Consider the following 18,811-nt stretch of genomic DNA (forward strand, 5'->3'; position numbering starts at 1 on the left):
GGTCAGGCGGGGGCGGGGAGGGCCGGCCACACGAAGGCGTGCGTGTACCAGGCGGCGGCGCCGCGGCCGTGCCGCCTGCCGTAGGTGACGGCGATCGCGGCGAGGTGGGAGCCGGGGCGTCCCAGCCGGTCGGCGGCCGCGTCGTGGAGCTCGCCCAGCAGCAGCCGGGACGGCTGGTGCAGTTCCAGCCGCAGGACGAGGGGGCCGCGGCAGCGGGTCGCGGTCCGCGCGACGAGGTCCTGGACCAGCGGCGCCACGCGGTCGGTCAGGCTGCCCGCGGCCGGGCCCAGCCCCCACGACTGCAGCGCGCCGCGGATGATGCCCCGGACGTTGCCCACCGCGACCCGGCCGACCGGCAGCTGCCAGCGGCCGGCGAGCAGCGGCTCCGTGGTGGTGGGCGCGGGAACGGTGCTCATGTGCCTCTCCGATCACGAACATGCTCCGGCCCGACGGGCCCTCCCGGCCGGCGAGCGCCGGCACCGGAGCACGGTCGTTGCCTCGTGTGCCCGGTCCTCCAGCGCTCATGCACCGTACGCCAACTGTTCCCCGCACCGGCCCCGGTCAGTCCTTACTCGGCGGATCGTGCCCCCGAACCGCCGCGGGGCGGGGGGCCCGGCAGTCCTCAGCGACGGGCAGCGGCCTTGTCACGGAGCCGCTGGACGGGGTGCGGGCCCTCGATCTCCAAGCGGTACTCGTCGCCGAACTTGTCGCGGTGCTCGTCGATGACCCGCTCCTGCGCCCCCCGCTCGGCGTTGATCTTGTCCTGGTACGCCTCGAACCGCTGGTGCGCCTCCTGCACGTACCCGGTGCCGAGCGTCGTCCAGTCGATCTGGGTGGCCAGCAGCTCGCGGATCAGCTGCTTGTTCGGCTCGAACGTGACCGGCTCGGGCAGCTCCGGCGCCAGCACCGACTCGGGGTCGCGGCCGTCGTGGCGGCGCATCAGGTCGCAGGCGATGCGCAGGTGCTCCAGCTCCATGTTCAGGTGCAGCTCCCAGATGCCCTTCACACGCGGGTCGGTCTCGGTCTGCATGAACGAGTAGTACAGGTAGCACTCGTTGTACTCGTGGTTGACCAGGCGCTCCCACCACGTCTCGCCCGGGTCGACCAGCGACTCGTAGTGCGTGACGTGCTCCTCCTCCACCAGGCCGATCTCCTGGTAGAGCTGGCGGGCGATCGGCTCCATGTAGAGCGGGCCCATGTTCATGTAGAAGTTCATCGTCTGCTGCTCGGCCGACATGATGGTCAGCGCGTGCAGCTTGGAGATCGGCGCCGCTGCCTCGCGGTCGTAGGGCTGCCGGACGTTGTCGACCGGATCGCGGTGCTGCAGGTAACCGGGCCGTCCCGGCATCACCTCGGTGAGCTGGTCGACGATCTTCTCGGCCTTGCGGTGCTCGATGATCTCGTACAGGTTGGCGTACCGGTACAGGTGGTCGAAGTCCTCCAGCAGCCCGAAGTCGTAGGACTGCTTGAGGTAGGGGTCGGGCTCCTGCCGCGCCACCCACCCGGTCAGGTCGACGGCGACCTGCTCGTAGGCCAGGGTCGTCTCCAGCACCGACGCCTGCCCGGGCAGCAGCCAGTTGACGACCTTCTGCTGCTGCGCCTCGATGTAGCGGACGCTCGCCAACTGCTGCTTGACCTCGGGGTCGGGGCAGATCCGCGCGAAGTGGTGGCTGAACATGATCGCCTCCACCTCGATCCCGTTCATCGTGATGATCCGGCACCGGGTGTAGGGGTCGGAATGGTCGGGGTCGACCGGCGCGACGTCCAACTGCGCCCAGTTGCGCAACTGGTCCTCCAGCGGGATGCCGCGGTGTTCGAGCGGGTTGAAGGCCACGGGCTCACCCTTTCCTCTCGGCTCGTGGACGTTCCGGAGGGCGCTCCTACCCGGGCGGCCGTGTTCCGCACGGGGTCCGCACCGTGATTCCGGATCCCAGACGCCTTCTTTGCCCGCGCCTCTCCGCGCGTCGGCTTACCAGGGGCGGCGCCGGGTACCCACACGTCCAGCCGCCGCCCGGACGGCACGCCATCGAGGGATCGAGGACGAGCACCGATGCAGACCACACCCGCAGGCGCCGGGACGACCGAGGACGTCGTGGACCTGCTGCGCGCGCAGCACGGCCGGATCAGGGACCTGTTCGACGAGGTGACGCGCTCCGAGGGGAAGCAGCGCGAGCGGTCCTTCCGGGAGCTCGTGAAGCTGCTGGCGATCCACGAGACGGCCGAGGAGGAGATCGTCCATCCGATGGCCCGGCGGCTTCCCGGCGGCGACGGCATCGTGGACGACCGGCTCGCCGAGGAGCGCGAGGCCAAGGAGCTGCTGTCCGAACTGGACGGCATGGACATCGACGACCCGCGCTTCATGAAGTCGCTCGACCGGCTGCGCGTGGACGTGCTGACCCACGCCCGCGCCGAGGAGCGCTACGAGTTCGACCGGCTGAAGGTCGAGTTCAGCCCGGCGCAGCTCAGGGGCTTCGCCGCCGCCGTCCGCGCCGCCGAGGCGGGCGCGCCGACGCACCCGCACGCCGGGGCCGAGTCGGCGAAGAAGAACTTGCTGGCCGGGCCGATGCTCGCGGTGGTCGACCGCGTCCGCGACCTGATCCGGGACGCGCGCGACAGGCCGCGCGACAAGCCGCGCGACAAGCCGCACGACAAGCACTGACGCGCGGCGGGAACCGGGCGGTCAGCAGCTCTTGGTCCAGGAGCACTCCAGCTGCGGGCCCGGCTGCGTCGTGCGCCGCATGCGCAGCACGGCGGAGGACGTCCCGCCGGCGAGGCGGACCGCGATCCGGTCCTCGATGTCCTTGGGCGCGCCGCCCTTGTAGCCGTTGAGGATCACCGAGAAGACGAGCCGGTGCCCGGACGCGTCCGTGACGTAACCCGACAGGGCCGTGGCGCCGGTCAGCGTGCCCGTCTTCGCGTGGACGTTCCCGGCGGCCGGGGTGCCGCCCATCCGCGAGGCCAGCGTGCCGCCGACCATGCGGTCCGGGTCTCCGGCGACGGGCAGCGCCCGGTACCAGCCCGGGAACCAGCGCGCCTTCCGCACCTGCCGCAGCGCGGTGCTCACGTCCCCGGCGGTGGTGCGGTCGAGCCGCGACAGCCCCGACCCGTCGGCCATCTCCAGCCGGTCGGACGGGACGCCGAGGGACCGGGCGTACCGCTCGATCACCGGGAGCCCGGCGTCCCAGCTGCCCTCGCCCCCGGCCTTCCGCCCGATCGCCTTGACCAGGATCTCGGCGATCATGTTGTTGCTCAGCTTCAGGAACGGGACCATCAGCTCCGACAGCGGCATCGACGCGCGGGAGGCGATCCGGGCGGCGCGCGCCGGCGTCCTGCCGCGCTCGGTCGTGCCCTCCACCTGGACGCCGTGGGCCTGCAGCGCCTTCCGGAAGACGTCCGCCGCGTACATCGTCGGCTTCCCGACCGTGCGCAGCGTGCTGAAGGTCGAGCCGCTCACCGGATACGAGCCGCTCACCACGATGCTGTCGCTCCCGACGGCCCGGTTGATCGACAGCGTGGACGGCGAACCGGCCCGTCCCGTCACCGCCCGGTTGTCGATCTTGACGGCGTCGGTCGCGGGGACGAGCCCGACCCGCACCGGCCCGCCCTCCTCGCCGGGGCCGATCGACACGTTGACCGAGCCGGTGTCGAAGTCGTCGTTCGGCGCGACGTTGAGCGCGGAGATCGGCGCGGCGTAGTAGTACTGCAGGTCGGTCGGGTCCCAGTGGGACGGCGTCCGGACGTCGTCGAACCACGTGTCGTCCGCGACGAGGTCGCCCTCCACCCGGCGGACGCCCTTCGCGGCGACCTGCGCGGCCAGCCGGTCGTACTCGGCGGCCCGCATCGTCGGGTCGCCGGTGCCCTTCAGGTACAGATCGCCTGTGACCGTCGTCCCGGAGACCGGCGCGGCGTACACGCTCGTGCGGAACCGGTACCCGGTGCCGAGCAGCGACAGCGCCGCGCTGGAGGTGTAGATCTTCAGGTTCGAGGCGGGCAGCACCGGCGTGGCCGCGCCGCGCGAGTAGCGGACGGCGCCCGTCCGCGCGTCCCGCACGACCACGCCGACGGTGGCGCCGTCGAGCCGCGCGTCGGCGAGGACGGCGTCGAGGTCGCCGCGCAGGTCACCCGGTGCGGCCGCCCGCGCGGGCACGGCCGGCGCGGTGAGCGCCACGGCACCGGCGACCAGGACGGACGAGACCCGCACCAGTTGATCATGCATGGAGTGAGCGTAAACCCATCCCGCCGACGCGGTCGGCCATTCGTGTAAACCGGAAACGGCCACCCGCCGGCCCCGCTGCGCCGCGAGTGCGCTCAGGCGATCCGCTCGAAGACGGCGGCCAGCCCCTGGCCACCGCCGATGCACATGGTCTCCAGCCCGTAGCGGGCTTCCCGGCGGTCCATCTCGTGCAGCAGGGTCGCCAGGATACGGGCGCCGGTCGCCCCGACGGGATGGCCGAGCGAGATACCGGAGCCGTTGACGTTGAGGCGGTCGAAGTCGGACTCGGTGAAGCCCCACTCACGGGTGACGGCGAGCACTTGGACCGCGAAGGCCTCGTTCACCTCGATGAGGTCCATGTCGCCGAGGCTCAGGCCCGCCCGCCGCAGGGCGAGTTCGGTCGCCGGGACCGGGCCGATGCCCATCGTGCGGGGCGGCACTCCGGCCACCGCCCACGACACGAGCCGGGCGAGCGGCCGCAAGCCGAGTTCCGCGGCGCGTTCCCGCGTCGTGACCACGCACACCGCCGCGCCGTCGTTCTGGCCGCTGGCGTTGCCCGCCGTCACCGTCGCCTCCGCGTCGGCGCGCCCCATGACCGGGCGGAGCGCGGCCAGCCCCTCCAGCGTCGTGTCCGCCCGGGGATGCTCATCGCGGTCGACGACGGTGTCGCCCTTCCGGCCCGGGACGGTGACCGGCACCATCTCGTCGTCGAACCGCCCGGCCTCGGCTGCGGCGACGGCCCGCCGGTGGGAGGCGAGGGCGAGCCGGTCCTGCTCCTCGCGCGGAATCCCGTACTCGCGCCGGAGGTTCTCCGCCGTCTCGATCATGCCGCCCGGGACCGGGTGGTTCGCGCCTCCGGCGGTCACCCGCGCGCGGGCGAGCCGGTCGTGCAGCGGCACGTCCGGGCCGCGCACGCCCCAGCGGATCCCGGTCGCGTAGAACTCGGCCTGGCTCATGCTCTCCACCCCGCCCGCGAGCAGGAGATCGCCGCCGCCCGTCTGGACCTGCATGACGGCGCTGATCACCGCCTGCAGCCCCGACCCGCACCGGCGGTCCACCTGCAGGCCGGTCGCGGTGACCGGCAGGCCGGCGTCCAGCGCCGCGACCCGGCCGATGGCGGGCGCCTCACCGCTCGGGTTGCAGTGCCCGAGCAGGACGTCGTCCACGTCGTCGCCCGACAGGCCCGTCCGGTCGAGCAGCGCGCGGATCACCGCGGCGGCGAGATCGGCGGCGGGCACCGACCGGAACACCCCGCCGAACCGGCCGACCGGGGTCCGCAGCGGTTCGCAGATCACCGTTTCACGCACGATGTTCTCCCTGTTCGATGTGGTGGACGAGCGGCACGTCCAGGCGCTGGGCCAGCTCGTCCGCGGTGATGCCGAAGGTCGTGACCAGCCGCACCGCCCCGGCGGCGAGGTGGAAGACGGCGTGGCGGGTGTAGACGCGGCTCACGCAGGCGCGTCCGGTGAGCGGGTAGGTGCAGGACGGGACGAGCTTCGGTGCGCCGTCCCTGGTGAAGAGGTCCATCATCACGTAGACGGCCTTCGCGCCGATGGCGAGGTCCATCGCGCCGCCGACGGCGGGGATGGCGCCGGGGTCGCCGGTGTGCCAGTTGGCCAGGTCGCCGTTCGCCGCGACCTGGAACGCGCCCAGGATGCAGACGTCGAGATGCCCGCCGCGCATCATCGCGAAAGAGTCCGCGTGGTGGAAGTACGCGGCGCCGGGCAGTTCGGTGACCGGGACCTTGCCCGCGTTGAGCAGGTCCGGGTCGATGTCGTCGCCGTGGGCCTCGGGCCCCATGCCGAGCATGCCGTTCTCGGTGTGCAGGACGACCCGGCCGGGCGGGTCGAGGAAGGACGCGACCGTCGTCGGAAGGCCGATCCCGAGGTTGACGTAGGCGCCGTCCGGGATGTCGCGCGCGACAAGGGCGGCGAGCTCCGTCCGGTCCAGGGGGCCGCGGTCCAGGTGTTCGAGCGGCGGACGGACGATCTTCACGGCGCCTCCTTCAGGTGCCTCCTTCACGGCCCCTCCACCACGGCGCCTCCCACCACGGCGCCTCCCACCACGGGGCCTTCCACCACGGGGCCTCCCACCACGGGCCGGCGCGCGACCACGACGCGGTCCACGTAGATGGAAGGGGTCACGACCGTCTCCGGATCCAGCGCCCCCGTCGGGACGACCTCCTCCACCTCGGCCACGGTGACGGCCGCCGCCGTGGCCATGACCGGGCCGAAGTTGCGCGCGGTCCTGCGGTAGACGAGGTTGCCCATGCGGTCGGCCCGGTGGGCGCGGATCAGCGCGATGTCGCCGCGGATGGGGTATTCCAGCACGTGCTCGCGGCCGCCGATCCACCGCGTCTCCTTACCGTCCGCGAGCAGCGTCCCGGCCCCGGTCGGCGTGTAGAAGGCGCCGATGCCGGCGCCCGCGGCGCGCATCCGCTCGGCCAGGTTGCCCTGCGGCACCACCTCCAGCTCGATCCGGCCGTCGCGGTACAGGCCGTCGAAGACGAACGAGTCGCGCTGCCTCGGGAACGAGCAGACGATCCTGCGCACCAGCCCGGCGGCGAGCAGCGACGCCAGCCCGGTGGTGCCGTTGCCGGCGTTGTTGCTCACGACCGTCAGTCCGCGCGGTCCGGCGCGGCGCAGCGCGTCGATCAGCGCCATCGGCATGCCCGCGTTCCCGAACCCGCCGATCAGGACCGTGGCGCCGTCGGCCACCCCGCGGACGGCCTCGTCCGGGTCGGCGGCGAGCCGCATCACGGGCCGGTCACCCGGCCGTTGTCACCGTGCACCGTCGCGTCCTCCCTACTTGATCGCCATGGCGTTGGGCGGCGACCCGACGCCGCCGATGAGGTTCAGCGGCTTCGCGGTCAGCATGAAGTCGTAGCGGCGGTCGGCATGGCAGTCCGCGGCGAGCGCCTCCAGGTTCCACAGCTCGCCGAGGAAGAGGCCGAGCAGCGCGATCAGCGGGCGGTGCATCATCCCGTTGTGGACCACGCCGCGTTCGGGCGGCGGCTCGTCCGGGTCGACGAGGCCGGAGTCGGGGTTGACGGGATGCGACTCCACGCCCAGGTCGTCGGAGGCGACCATGGCGAACCGGTGGTCCCAGAGCCACCCGATCATCTCGTGCGACTGGATCAGCCCGGGGTGCCTGATTCTGGACTTGAACGAGCGCCGGTCCTCCTCGGTGACCTCGTTGAGCCAGTACGAGGCCCAGCCGACCCGGAGCAGGAGCACGTCCCCCGGCCGGAACTCCACGCCCTGCGCCGCGGCCGCGGCGTCCAGGTCGGCCGGGGTGATCATGTAATTGCCGGCCAGGTCGAGCGGCGTGCCGCGGCCCGCGAAGTACCGGGCGAGGTCGAGCAGGACGCCCCGCGCCACGATGCCGCGCTGCGCGACCGCCTGGATGCCGAGCGCCGGGGTCTCCTCGGCGATCTCGTCGTCGGGCACACCGCCGTAGAAGCCGTACTTCGGGTGCCGGATGTGCCGCAGCCCGTCGATCTGGGACGTCGACTGGAGGTAGAAGGAGTCCAGCCAGTCGTCGCGGTGGTTGGGATTGTTGGCGAAGATGGTGTGCACGGTCGCCGGGCGCGTCCCGGCCGGCGGCGGGACGAACGCGTTCAGCGGGTAGTCGAGATTGAACACCGAGCCGCGGCGGACGAGGCCGACCGCGTCCCGCACCTGGTCCGGTCCGATGAAGTTGAGCGTGCCCAGCTGGTCGCCGGCGCCGAAGACGCCCCACGACGAGCCGGGCGGCGCGTCCTCGCGTGCGAGCAGCTCCCGGTACGTCGGAATGCCGTCCTGCGCGTCCACCTTGTCCATTCCCCTCTCGTTCACTGCTCGTTGACTTGCGGCGTGTTGCCCTTATGGGCGAGCGCTTAGGGGCAACACGCCGCAAGTCAACAGGGTTGGTCCTGGGCCGGCTCCGGTAGTACCGCCTCGCCTACCAGGCGCAGCGTCCGCCTTGCCACCTCCGGTGGCGTCCCGTAGGGCGCGACCCGGAGCTGGACGGACGTGACGCCGACCGACGCGTAGCGCCGGAGCGCCGCCGCGACGTCGGCGGGCGAGCCGACCAGCGGAAAGCGGGGCGTCTCCGGCCCGTCCAGGCCCATCCACGCGCGCCGGGCCGTGTAGTAGTCGGTGACGGGGGCGAAGTACCGGGCCGCCGCCTCGCGGGCCCGGCCGGCGTCCTCGTCCACGAGGCACAGCCGGGTGACCGCCACGTCGCCCGGTCCGCCCGCCCGCGCGGCCCAGTAGTCGGCGGCCCGCGCGGCCAGCAGCTCGTCGCCGTAGTTGGTGGCCGCGTAGTAGCCGTCGCCGAGGGTCGCCGCCCGGACGGCCGCCGCGCGGGTCCGCCCGCCGAGCAGCATCGGCGGGCCGCCCGGCCGCGCGGGCGGCGGGGCGACCGGCGCGCCCGCCTCCCCCGACCAGGTCTCGCGCAGGAGGGCGACGAAGTCGGCGAACCACTCCGCCGGCTTCCGGCCGTCGGTGCCGCCGCCCACCCGTCCGGCCAGGTCGGCGTTGCCGAGGGCGAGGCCGAGGCTCAGCCGGCCGCCGCACAGCTGGTCCAGGAGCGCCGCCTCGTAGGCGAGCCGGCGCGGCTCGTACGCGCGGGCGAGCAGCACCGCCGTGCCGAGCGGCAGGTCCGTCCGCCCGGCCAGATGGCCGAGGACGATCAGCACGGCCGGCAGGTGGAACACCTCGGGCCGGACGTGGTAGCTCTCGCCCACCCACGCCGACGTCAGCCCGTTCGCCGCCGCCGTCTCCAGCAGGCCCGCGGCGCGGTCGACCTGGGGGCGGGTCGCCGCCGCCGAGCCCAGGTCGACCGCCACGCCGAGCCTGACGCCGTCCGCCGGCGCAGGATCCGTTCCCATGTCAGGACGTCTTCTTCGCCGCTGCGCGGACCTCGGCGTAGGAGAACTCGTTGATCTCCGCAATGAGGTCGTTGGTGAAGATGTCGGCGGCCGGGAACTCCTTGTCGATCAGGCCGGCGGTGGTGGCGAACTTGACGGTCGCGGTGACCCCGGCCGGGTCCATCTCGCCCCAGCGATCGCCCTCTCCGGGCGCGACCTTCATGCCGTCCAGCCGGACCTTGAGCACCTTGACCTGCTCGTCCAGTACCTGTTCCTCCGCCGCCGTCCCCTTCGTCTCGGGGTGCAGCTTCCACAGGTCGTGCACCGCGGCCTCGGGGTCGGCCTGGGAGAAGACCACGCCCTTGGCGAACGCGCGGCCGAGCCTGACCATGGTGTCCCGCTCGTCCTTCAGGTCGCCCTTCTTCACCGCGAACCCGCCGCCGAACAGGTTCTCGGTGCCGGGCACCGGCAGCGGCTTGAGCTTCACGCCCTTGTTCTCGACGATCTGGTACTGGGTGTCCCACAGCGCGAGCGCGTCGACCTTGCCGCTCTTGATCGCGTTGAGCTGCTCCGCGCCGGCGCCGATCGGCACCAGCTTGATCGAGTTCGAGTCGAGGCCCTGCATCTTGAGCGCGGTGCGGGCGAAGGTCGCGCCCGAACTGGCCACCGCCGTGACGCCGACGCGCTTGCCCTCCAGGTCGGCGACCGAGGCGATCCCCGACCCCTCCGGGACCTTCAGGCTGTAGATCCAGCGCGTCCAGTACTGCGCGAAGTACGTCAGGTCGGTGCCCTTGGTGTGCCCGATGGCGACGGGTTCGGGCGTCATCAGCCCGACGTCCACCTTGCCGGAGATCACCTGCTGGGCGACCTGGGTACCGGACGGGAACAGCAGCACCTCGACGTCCAGGTTCTCCTTGGCGAAATAGCCCCTGGCCTCGGAGACGGCGAGGGTGGCGTAGCCGGCGTTCCAGCTCGGCGAGCCGATCGCGAGCTTGATCGTGTCACGGCCGTCGGGCGATGTGCCGCCGGACGAGTCGCCGCACGCGGCCAGCCCGAGGGCCGCCGCGGCCAGCGCCACGGCCGGCGCCAGCCGGGTCAGTCTGATGGTTCTCATGAAATCCCCCTTGGTGCGGATTTCCGGGGTGGGTGGAGGAAGGCGGGGGACGGTGGCACACCGGCTATTTCGCGGCCTTCGCCGCGGCACGGACATCGGCGTAGGAGAACGTGTTGATCTCGGGGATGAGGTCGTTGGTGAAGATCTCGGTGGCGGGGAACGTCTTCTTGATCAGCCCTGCCTCCTTCATGAAGGACACCGTCGCCGCGACGGCCTTCTCGTCCATCTCCCCCCAGCGGTCGTGCCCGGGTTCGACGCCCTGGCCGTCCAGCCGGACCTTGAGGACCTTGGCCTGATCGGCGAGCAGGGTCTGCTCGGGCGTGGACGCCGGCCCCCGGGCCTCCGGGTGCAGCTTCCACAGGTCGCGTACCGCGGCCTCGGGGTTCGCCTGGGCGAACACCATGGCCTTGGCCATCGCCCTGCCGAACCGGGTGAGCGGGTCGCGCCGGTCCTTCAGATCGTCGGCCCTGACCGCGAAGCCCCCGCCGAACAGGTTCGCCGTCGAGGCGATCGGCAGCGGGGTGAGGCCGATCCCGGCGTTCTCGATGATCTGGTACTGGGTGTCCCAGAGGCCGAGCACGTCCACCTTCCCGCTCTTGATCGCGTTGAGCTGCTCCGCTCCCCCGCCGATCGGGATGAACTTCACCGACTCGGGGTCCTGGCCCTCCATGCTCATGGCGGTGCGCACGAACGTCGCGCCGGAGCTCGCCACGGCGGTGACGCCGACCCGCTTGCCGGGCAGGTCGGCGATGCTCCGCACGCCGGACCCGGCGGGCACCTGGATGTTGGAGATCCACTTGGGGTAGTAGCCGGCGAAGTAGACCAGCGCGGTCCCCTTCTCCTTCCCGATCCCCACCGGTTCGGCGGTCACCAGCGCGAGGTCGGACTGCCCCGCGATGACCTGCTGCGCGGCCTGCGTCCCGGAGGCGAACAGCGAGATCCGGACGTCCACCTTCTCCTGCTCGAAGTACTTGCGGGTCTCGGCGACCGCGAGGGTGGAGAAGCCGGCGTTCCAGGTCGGGGTCGCGATCGCCAGCTTGAGCACGTCCCGGCCGTCGGCCGTCGTCTCCGGGCCGGACGACCCGCAGGAGGCGGCGGTGAAGGCCGCGAGGACGACCGCGGCGAGGCCCGCCAGCGGCTTGATCCGCAGCTTCATGCTCCATCCTCCCCGGACGGGCCGGGGACGGGGTACTCGTCGGCGTTCAGGACGAGGCCCGGCCGTGCGGAGAAGTCGGCGCGCGGCGGGCAGAAGATGTCGATCAGCTGGTTGCGGCCGGGCCCGATCGCCTGCGTCGTGTGCACCGCCGTCGGCGGGATCACGGCGACCGACGGGCTGCCGCACTCCCGGTGGTCGTCGGGGAGCCAGTCGCTCATCCGGCGCGTCCACGGCGTGCGGATGTGGTGGACGAAGTCGCCCTCGACCGCGAGCGAGCACTGCTCGAAGTCGTCGTGCCGGTGCGGGGAGAGCGCCTCGGGGTCCCGGACGCCGAACCGCGGGTTGAGGAAGTTCACCATGAACGTGCTGCACCGGAAGATGCGCCCGAACCGGTCGGGGTCCACCGGCACCTCCGACAGGGGGTAGGCGCGGATGCGGTGGCCGGCGGGCGGGTCCGGCCAGGGCGCCCACGGCGCGACCCGGGTGTTGGGCCGCTCGTAGGCGTCCTGGTTCAGGCTCTGCCGCGCGAGCGCCTCGTCGGACGCCACGGTGAACAGGCGCACGATGTCGCAGTCGGCGTCCGCCACGACCGAGGACGAGCCGGGCGGCATGACGATCACGGCCTGGCCCGACACCGTCCGCTTGTCGTCCGGGGTGCGCACGGTCACCGCGCACCCCTCGTGGGGCAGGACGACGACGTACTCGTCGGCCTGGTCCTCGCGGGCCAGTTCGTCCCCCTCGACGGCGGAGGAGTAGGCGACCACGAAGTTCTGCCCGCGGGCCAGCCAGGTCCGGGTGCCGGCCGCCGAGCGCGTGCTCGGCTCCAGGCCGGGGAACTCGACGTAAGCGGCCGGCACGCTCGGCTGGTTCTGCTGCTGCGCTTGCACTTGGGGCTCCTGTTCTGCGGTCGTCCGCCCGGTTCAGTCGTCCAGGCCGAGCAGGTACGCGGGGTTGACGCAGGTGATCTGGCGCAGCGCCGACTCGCTCAGGCCGAGGTCGAGCAGCGCCGAGCCGACCCGGATGAACGCGTCCACCGGCAGCGGCCGGTTGGCCTGCCCGAGGTCGGAGGCGAGGACGGTGTGCTCGGGGCCGATGGTCTCGATCCAGGTGAGCAGGTCCCGGGGATCCCACTTGCGGTATCCCTCCGGGTCGTACATGCCGACCTCGTGTTCGACATAGGCGCCGCCGCGCACCAGGTCCAGGCACTGCTCCGGCTCGGCGCCGATGACGAAGTTCGGGTGGTTGATCACCTTGCGGGTGATGCCGCGTCGGCCGCCCTCCTCGAAGAGCTGGGCGATGGTCTCGGGCGGGAGGTGGCCGCCGGAGAGCATCGCGCCGCTCTCGGCGATGAGGTCGAGCACCTCCAGCGCTTCGGGCACGAGTTCGCCGTCGTCGCCGAGGACCTCCACCCGCGCGGTCGGAACCTCGACGGTCGCGGTGGGGAAGCCGCCCCCCTCGGGATGGCAGTCGATGTGCCGGCCGGAGGACAGGGTCGGGAACCAGACGGCCTTGCCGCCCATCCGCAGGCTCATCGCGACGGCGTACGGGTTGATGCCGCCGACCTGGCTGTTGAGGGCGATGCCTCCGAACACCTTGGTCGAGCTCTTGGTCAGCCGGTCGCCCATCGCCAGCAGATCCATCACCGTGCTGTGATGGTGCGACTTGACGAGGATGGCCCGCATCTCGAGCCGCTCGCCGTCGGCCGCGGCGTCCGCGTGGTCGAAGCGCCGGGGGAACGGGCTGGGTCCGGAGTGGCAGTGAATGTCGACCGCGCCGCGCAGCACGTTGGTGATCGCGCCGGCTCCTGATCCGCTGGGTCCTGTCATCTACAACCTCCTGATGTTCGCGATGCAGACTAAGTGACCACTTTGTGAACGTCAATGGTCGACCTGCGATTTCTTGGCCCACGCGCACTCCGAACCGTGCCAACAGCCCCGGATAGCCGTGGATATGGCCTTCTATCGGCCGAAGCGACAGCACCGCGAGCGATCCATCGACCGATCAATCTCGCGGACGTGCCCTCTTGCGTGATCCAGATCACTTTGCTACGCTGCGTCCTCACACATATCTTGAACATCAAGTTCGGATAGCGAGCATGGCCGGAACCCGCGGCCGAGGGGGAGCCAGATGACGGAGCAGGGCCAGTCGGATATCCAGGCCGTGAGCCGGATGGCCCAGATACTCGGCCTGTTCGGGCCGGAGGATCCGGAGCTCTCGGTGTCGGAGGCGACGGAGCGGCTGAACCTCAACCGCACCACGGTGCACCGGTACCTCACCTCGATGACGGCCGCCGGGCTCCTGGAGCGCGGCAGCCGCACCGCGAGCTACACGCCGGGCCGGCTGATCATCCAGCTCGGCGCGTTCGCCATCGGGCAGCGGCGCATCATCCAGCTCGCCCCCGCCCACCTCCGCGACCTCGCCCAGCGGACGGAGGTCTCGGCGGTGCTGTCGCTGTGGGGGCCCTCCGGCCCGGTGGTGTCGCTCGTCGAGGAGGACTCGGCGCACGGCACGATCGTCACGGTGCGGGTCGGGTCGCAGCTGTCCCTCGACACCGCGCAGGCGATCGCCTTCCTGGCCTACCTGCCCGACCAGCTCCAGGTCGACCGGCTGCTGGCGTCCCTGCCGTCCGCCCAGCGCAGCGGGCTGGTCGAGCGGATCGCCACCACCCGCAAGACCGGGCTCAGCATCTACCCGGCCAACCGGCGCGGCATCAGCGTCATCTCGGCGCCCGTGTTCGCCGACTCCGGGGTGTGCGCCACCATCGCCGCGATCGGCACCGACCGGATGCTGCCGACGGCACCGGACGGCCGGCCGGCACTCGCCGTCAAGGAGACCGCCTCCGCCCTCACCAAGGAGATGGGCGGAACCTGGCCCGACGCCCAGAGCGACCCCAGCGATTAGGACGTGAGCATGCCAACACCATCGCGCCCGCCGACCGTCACCGACGTCGCCGTCGAACTCCGCAACATTTCCATGCGCTACCAGGCCAAGCGCGGCCGGGCCGTGCTGGCGCTGGAAGACGTCGACCTGAGCATCGCCGAGGGGCAGTTCGTCTCGATCGTCGGCCCGAGCGGCTGCGGCAAGAGCACCCTACTCAAGATCATCATGGGGCTGACCCGGCAGACCACCGGAGAGGTCGTGTTCGGCCCGTCCCGCAGCCACGCGAACATGCTGGGGATGGTCTTCCAGCAGCCCCTGCTGCTGCCGTGGCGCACCGTCGCGAAGAACATGCTGATCTCCCACGATCTGCAGCCCCGGCTGCCGCGGGCGGAACTGGACCGCCGCGTCGCCGAGCAGCTCGACATGCTCGGGCTGCGCGACTTCGCCGACCAGTACCCGAGCGAGCTGTCGGGCGGCATGCAGCAGCGGGTCGGCATCGGCCGGGCGCTGCTGCACGACCCCCGCATCCTGCTGATGGACGAGCCGTTCGGCGCGCTGGACGCGATGACCCGCGACCAGATGGGGCTGGACCTGCTCGACATCTGGGAACGCGACCGCAAGACCGTCCTGTTCGTCACCCACAGCATCCCGGAGGCCGTGCTGCTGTCCGACCGCGTCGTCGTCATGACCCCGCGGCCCGGCCGCATCGCCGAGGTCATCGACGTGGACCTGGCCCGCCCCCGGCGGCTGGAGGACATCAACACGCCGGAGTTCGGCGCCATCGCCTCCCGCATCCGAGTCCTCCTCAACTCCGAGCACAGCGCGCACTAGGGGTGATCATGAAGCTTGGCAACACGCGGACCGCGCCCGGCGTCGCGACCGGCGACCGCGACGACGGCGACCGCGAGACCCGTGAGCCCGCGCACCGCCCGGCGGCGCGCACCGCGCCCCGGCGGCAGGTCCCCGGGTTCGTGCTCAGCTGGGGGCTGTTCCTCATCCTCCTCGGCCTGTGGCAGCTGATCGTCCGCGCCTTCGACGTGTCGATCGTGCTCGTGCCGGCCCCGTCCGACGTCGTCCGCTCGCTGGTGGACGGCCTGGAGAGCGGGTTCCTGCTGGAGCACATGTGGGTCACCATGAAGGAGATCCTCATCGGCTTCGGCCTGGCGATCGGCATGGCCCTGGCGTCGGCGGCGCTGATCACCCAGTTCCGCATCATGGACAAGGCGCTGCTGCCGATCCTCGTGCTGATCCAGACCATCCCCAAGGTCGCCATGGCGCCGCTGCTGCTGATGTGGTTCGGCATCGGCATGACGTCCAAGGTCCTGACGATCGCGCTGATCGCCTACTTCCCCCTCCTCGTCAACACGATCCTCGGGCTGCGCTCGGCCGAGCCGGAGCAGATCGACATGCTGCGGTCCTTCGGCGCCAGCGAGTTCCAGATCATGCGCAGGCTGCGGCTGCCCTCGGCGCTCCCGCACATCTTCGCGGGCCTGGACGTCGCGGTGATCCTCTCCGTCACCGGCGCCGTCGTCGCCGAGTTCGTCGGCGCCACCGCCGGCCTCGGCTACACGATCCAGGCGACCAACTTCAACATGGACGTGGCCCGCACGTTCGCCGTCGTGGTGCTGCTGTCGATCATCGGCATGACCCTGCACGCGGTCGTCGTGACCGCCAACAGGTGGCTGGTGTTCTGGGCGCCCTCCGGGAAGGAGCACGCACGTGACCTCTGATCTCCCCGACCTGTTCGCGGCCGGACGCGGTGTCCCGCTGGGAAGCTGGATCAAGATGACCGGCTCGGAGAGCGTCGAGATCGCCGCCTCCGCGGGCTTCGACTTCATCGTCATCGACCTCGAGCACTCCATGCTGAGCATGTCCGACGCCTACCGGCACATCGTCGTGGCGTCCGGCCTCGGGATGGTGCCGCTCGTGCGCGTCCCCTCCCACGACCACGGGATCGTGCAGCGCGTCCTGGACGCGGGCGCCGCCGGGATCCTCGTCCCGCACGTCGACACGGTCGAGCAGGCCGAGTCGGTCGTGCGCATGGTGCGGTTCCCCGGCGCGGGCACCCGCGGTTCCGGCGGGACGAGCCGCGCCGGCGGCTGGGGGCTGCGCCCCCGCCAGGACTACCTCCGCTTCGGCAACGAGCGGGCCCTGTGCATCCCGCAACTGGAGAGCGAGGAGGCCCTGCGCAACGCCGCCGGCATCCTCGCCGTCGCGGGTGTGGACGCCGTCCTCATCGGCGCCGCGGACCTCGCGCTCTCGATGGGGGTCGGCGCGGGCGACCCCCGGCTGGCCGAGCTGATCCGCTCGGGTCTGGACGCCGCCGAGGCCGCGGGCCGTCCCTGCGGCACGGCGGTGGGGAGCGCGACCGCGGCGGCCGGCGCGATCGCGCAGGGCTTCGGCTTCGTGGTGGCCGCCAACGACACCACCCTCCTCGCGAAGGCCGCGACGGCGCTCGTCCAGCAGATCAAGGAGCATCCCGTGCCGCTCCGGACCTAGCCCGGCCGCTCCGCGATGCGCAGGGGCAGGGTCCGGGGGCCGCGCACCTGGCCTGCGGCCCAGGTCACCGCCGACGGGTCCGCCAGGGTGAAGGCCGGGATTCGTTCCAGCCAGACCTCCAGGGCGACCCGCAGCTCCATGCGGGCCAGGTGCGAGCCGACGCAGCGGTGGATGCCGAGGCCGAACGCGGCGTGCCGGTTCACCTCCCGGTCGATGGCGACCTCGTCCGCCCGTTCGAACTGCGCGGGGTCGCGGTTGGCGGCCGGGAACGACAGCAGCACCCAGTCGTCGGCCTTCATGTCGACGCCGCGCCAGTGCATGTCCTCCTTCACCAGCCGCGCCATCGTGACCGGCGCGTAGACGCGGAGGAACTCCTCCATCGCGGTCGGCAGCAGCGACGGTTCGGCGACGAGGCGCTCGCGGTCGGCCGGCGTCTTCGCCAGGTGCCACAGCGAGGCGCCGATCGCGCTCCAGGTCGTGTCGATGCCGGCGATCAGCAGGAGCGCCATCGTCCCGGACACGTGCGACGCGTCGAGCTTCCGCCCGTACAGCTCGGCCTCGATCAGGTAGGTGGTGAGGTCGTCGCGCGGGTTGGCGACGTGGTCGCGGATCTGCTCCAGCAGGTAATCGAACAGCGTGTCCATGCGGGCGATGCGCTCGTCCGGCGGCAGGTTGACGCCTTCGAGGGTGTTCTCGACGAACTCGCGGAACCGGGGGCCGTCCTCGGGCGGGAAGCCGAGCATGTCGGCGATGACCCGCATCGGGATGTGCTGGGCGTACTCGTGCGCGGCGTCCACGACGTCGCGGCCCTCGAAGGAGTCGACGAGCCCGTGGCAGAACGCCCGCGTCCCCTCCTCCAGCTTCCGGACGGCGGACTTGGTGAACGCGGGCAGCAGCAGCTTGCGCGCGTCGTGGTGGAACGGCGGGTCGGACGAGATCGGCGGCGTGACGCCGACCGGCGCGACGTCCCGCGGCGGCCGGTAGTTGCTCATCACCACCGACCGGGAGGTGAAGCGCTCGGTGTCGTAGGCGATCGCGGCGACGTCCTCGTACCGGGTCGGCAGCCAGCCGCCGCCGAACCGCTCGGTCCGCGCGATGGGGCAGCGCGACCGCAGGTGGTCCTGGATCGGGTACGGGTCGGCGGCCCATTCCGGTTCCAGGTGGGAGAAGTCGGTCGCCCAGTCCGACACCGGGCCGGTGACGACCTCGTTGCGGGTGCCGAGCGGGGTGGTGTCCCGGCTGCCGGAGAAGCGGTCGTCGGCGGCCATGTCATGCCTCCTTGAGGACGTCGATGGCGCGTTCCGGGCAGTTCGCCGCCGCGAGGCGGGCGTTCTGCTCCCGGTCCGCGGGCACGGCGCCGTCGCCGAGGACGGTGCCGTAGCCCTCCTCGTCCTCGCCGAAGAGGTCGGGTGCCAGGTCGTAGCAGCGGCCGTGCCCCTGGCAGCGTTCGGAGTCGATCCGCACCTTCATGGCGTTCCTTCCGTGGAGGCCGTAGCGCCGGACGGTGCGAGCGCGGCGACGATCCGGGCCGGGGGCACGGAAGGTCGCCGTGCGCGTCGCGGCTTTCAGCCTACGGAGGCGCGGGTGGCGCCGGGTTCGGTCGGCTCCTTCCGGTGGACGGTGAGGAAGCCGATGAGCGCACCGATCGCGGCGACCGCTTCACCGGTGAAGCTGATCGTCTTGTCGGCGTACCACTGCGGGTCGTACATGCGCGGGATCGGGCCGAGCTGCCCGAAGTCGACGAAGTAGTAGAGCAGGACGGCGCCTGCGGCGCTCGCCGCGACGATGAACGCGATGGCGTAGGTCCACCTCCGCGCCCACACCAGCACGAGGACGGCCGCCACCGCGGCGGCGATGGCCTGCCCGTAGAAGAGGTCGTCCCCGGGGATGACGTCGTCGGGGGTGTTCGGCCCTGGGGCCATGTCCGGCGCGAACCGCCAGTGCACGATGGCGTCGGCCGCGAGTCCGGCGGCCACGAGTAGACGAAGAACGATGCCCATACCCATTGCACGGGTATACCCGGCCGCCGGATCAACCCTCCGGAACTTTTCCGCGGGCCGATCCCGGACGGGCGGGGGGTGGGAAGCGCCTGGGGCC

Annotated in this window: 20 protein-coding genes; 5 read left to right on the forward strand and 15 right to left on the reverse strand. The window is 71.9% G+C overall.

The window, feature by feature from the left end:
* Positions 1-2 precede the first annotated feature (2 nt).
* Together E1284_RS26545 and E1284_RS26550 are read right to left on the reverse strand one after the other, a co-directional pair.
* Positions 3-416, reverse strand: a complete 414-nt coding sequence (locus tag E1284_RS26545) for a hypothetical protein (RefSeq protein ID WP_131942862.1) — start codon at positions 414-416, stop codon at positions 3-5.
* 206 nt (positions 417-622) lie between these two features.
* The gene (locus E1284_RS26550; RefSeq protein WP_131942863.1) at positions 623-1,834 is read right to left on the reverse strand and encodes a hypothetical protein; all 1,212 of its coding nucleotides are present in this window, start codon (positions 1,832-1,834) and stop codon (positions 623-625) included.
* 216 nt (positions 1,835-2,050) lie between these two features.
* On the opposite strand from E1284_RS26550, the gene E1284_RS26555 reads away from it, so the two are divergent.
* On the forward strand, positions 2,051-2,659 hold the full coding sequence (locus E1284_RS26555) for a hemerythrin domain-containing protein (RefSeq protein WP_131942864.1): 609 nt from the start codon (positions 2,051-2,053) through the stop codon (positions 2,657-2,659).
* A 21-nt stretch (positions 2,660-2,680) separates the two neighbouring features.
* Here E1284_RS26555 and dacB read toward each other — a convergent pair whose 3' ends face one another.
* The 10 genes from dacB to E1284_RS26605 all read right to left on the reverse strand — a co-directional run bounded on the left by dacB (position 2,681) and on the right by E1284_RS26605 (position 13,161).
* Complete coding sequence (dacB, locus tag E1284_RS26560) at positions 2,681-4,216, reverse strand: D-alanyl-D-alanine carboxypeptidase/D-alanyl-D-alanine endopeptidase (RefSeq protein ID WP_131942865.1); 1,536 nt, start codon at positions 4,214-4,216, stop codon at positions 2,681-2,683.
* Between the two features lie 92 nt (positions 4,217-4,308).
* Positions 4,309-5,520, reverse strand: a complete 1,212-nt coding sequence (locus E1284_RS26565; protein WP_131942866.1) for an acetyl-CoA C-acetyltransferase — start codon at positions 5,518-5,520, stop codon at positions 4,309-4,311.
* Positions 5,513-6,208: a 3-oxoacid CoA-transferase subunit B gene (locus E1284_RS26570; RefSeq protein ID WP_131942867.1), complete on the reverse strand. Its 696-nt coding sequence runs from the start codon at positions 6,206-6,208 to the stop codon at positions 5,513-5,515. The genes E1284_RS26565 and E1284_RS26570 overlap by 8 nt, the downstream gene beginning before the upstream one ends.
* A 23-nt stretch (positions 6,209-6,231) precedes the next feature.
* Positions 6,232-6,969 carry a 3-oxoacid CoA-transferase subunit A gene (locus tag E1284_RS26575; RefSeq protein WP_131942879.1) on the reverse strand — a complete coding sequence of 246 codons (738 nt, stop codon included), beginning with the start codon at positions 6,967-6,969 and terminating at the stop codon, positions 6,232-6,234.
* Positions 6,970-7,017: 48 nt separating this feature from the next.
* Complete coding sequence (locus E1284_RS26580; protein WP_131942868.1) at positions 7,018-8,034, reverse strand: cyclase family protein; 1,017 nt, start codon at positions 8,032-8,034, stop codon at positions 7,018-7,020.
* 77 nt (positions 8,035-8,111) lie between these two features.
* Entirely contained in the window at positions 8,112-9,086 is a 975-nt protein-coding gene (locus E1284_RS26585) for an LLM class flavin-dependent oxidoreductase (protein WP_131942869.1), read from the reverse strand.
* A gap of 1 nt (position 9,087) precedes the next feature.
* Positions 9,088-10,179, reverse strand: coding sequence for an ABC transporter substrate-binding protein (locus E1284_RS26590; RefSeq protein WP_131942870.1), 1,092 nt, complete (start codon positions 10,177-10,179; stop codon positions 9,088-9,090).
* A 64-nt stretch (positions 10,180-10,243) separates the two neighbouring features.
* Positions 10,244-11,335, reverse strand: coding sequence for an ABC transporter substrate-binding protein (locus E1284_RS26595; RefSeq protein WP_207923964.1), 1,092 nt, complete (start codon positions 11,333-11,335; stop codon positions 10,244-10,246).
* Positions 11,332-12,222 (reverse strand): cupin domain-containing protein, encoded by an 891-nt coding sequence (locus E1284_RS26600; protein ID WP_131942871.1) that lies wholly within the window; start codon positions 12,220-12,222, stop codon positions 11,332-11,334. Before E1284_RS26600 ends, E1284_RS26595 begins: the two co-directional genes overlap by 4 nt.
* Positions 12,223-12,255: 33 nt before the next feature.
* Entirely contained in the window at positions 12,256-13,161 is a 906-nt protein-coding gene (locus tag E1284_RS26605) for a DUF6282 family protein (protein WP_131942872.1), read from the reverse strand.
* Positions 13,162-13,462: 301 nt separating this feature from the next.
* Here E1284_RS26605 and E1284_RS26610 point away from each other — a divergent pair, with 301 nt between their 5' ends.
* Genes E1284_RS26610 through E1284_RS26625 form a run of 4 tightly spaced genes read left to right on the forward strand, consistent with a single transcriptional unit; the run spans position 13,463 to position 16,714 of the window.
* A complete protein-coding gene (locus E1284_RS26610; protein ID WP_131942873.1) occupies positions 13,463-14,236 on the forward strand; it encodes an IclR family transcriptional regulator in 774 nt (257 codons plus the stop codon).
* Between the two features lie 9 nt (positions 14,237-14,245).
* Positions 14,246-15,046 (forward strand): ABC transporter ATP-binding protein, encoded by an 801-nt coding sequence (locus E1284_RS26615; protein WP_131942874.1) that lies wholly within the window; start codon positions 14,246-14,248, stop codon positions 15,044-15,046.
* 8 nt (positions 15,047-15,054) lie between these two features.
* Positions 15,055-15,945 carry an ABC transporter permease gene (locus tag E1284_RS26620; protein WP_131942875.1) on the forward strand — a complete coding sequence of 297 codons (891 nt, stop codon included), beginning with the start codon at positions 15,055-15,057 and terminating at the stop codon, positions 15,943-15,945.
* Positions 15,935-16,714, forward strand: a complete 780-nt coding sequence (locus E1284_RS26625; RefSeq protein ID WP_207923965.1) for an HpcH/HpaI aldolase family protein — start codon at positions 15,935-15,937, stop codon at positions 16,712-16,714. The genes E1284_RS26620 and E1284_RS26625 overlap by 11 nt, the downstream gene beginning before the upstream one ends.
* On the opposite strand, the gene E1284_RS26630 is transcribed toward E1284_RS26625, so the two are convergent.
* The 3 genes from E1284_RS26630 to E1284_RS26640 all read right to left on the reverse strand — a co-directional run bounded on the left by E1284_RS26630 (position 16,711) and on the right by E1284_RS26640 (position 18,720).
* Complete coding sequence (locus tag E1284_RS26630; protein WP_131942876.1) at positions 16,711-17,982, reverse strand: cytochrome P450; 1,272 nt, start codon at positions 17,980-17,982, stop codon at positions 16,711-16,713. The two genes, E1284_RS26625 and E1284_RS26630, sit on opposite strands and share 4 nt — an antisense overlap.
* A gap of 1 nt (position 17,983) precedes the next feature.
* Positions 17,984-18,184: a ferredoxin gene (locus E1284_RS26635; protein WP_131942877.1), complete on the reverse strand. Its 201-nt coding sequence runs from the start codon at positions 18,182-18,184 to the stop codon at positions 17,984-17,986.
* 95 nt (positions 18,185-18,279) lie between these two features.
* Positions 18,280-18,720 (reverse strand): hypothetical protein, encoded by a 441-nt coding sequence (locus tag E1284_RS26640; RefSeq protein WP_131942878.1) that lies wholly within the window; start codon positions 18,718-18,720, stop codon positions 18,280-18,282.
* Between the last annotated feature and the right edge of the window lie 91 nt (positions 18,721-18,811).

This window comes from Actinomadura bangladeshensis (assembly GCF_004348335.1).
GTDB classification, from domain to species: Bacteria; Actinomycetota; Actinomycetes; order Streptosporangiales; family Streptosporangiaceae; genus Spirillospora; species Spirillospora bangladeshensis.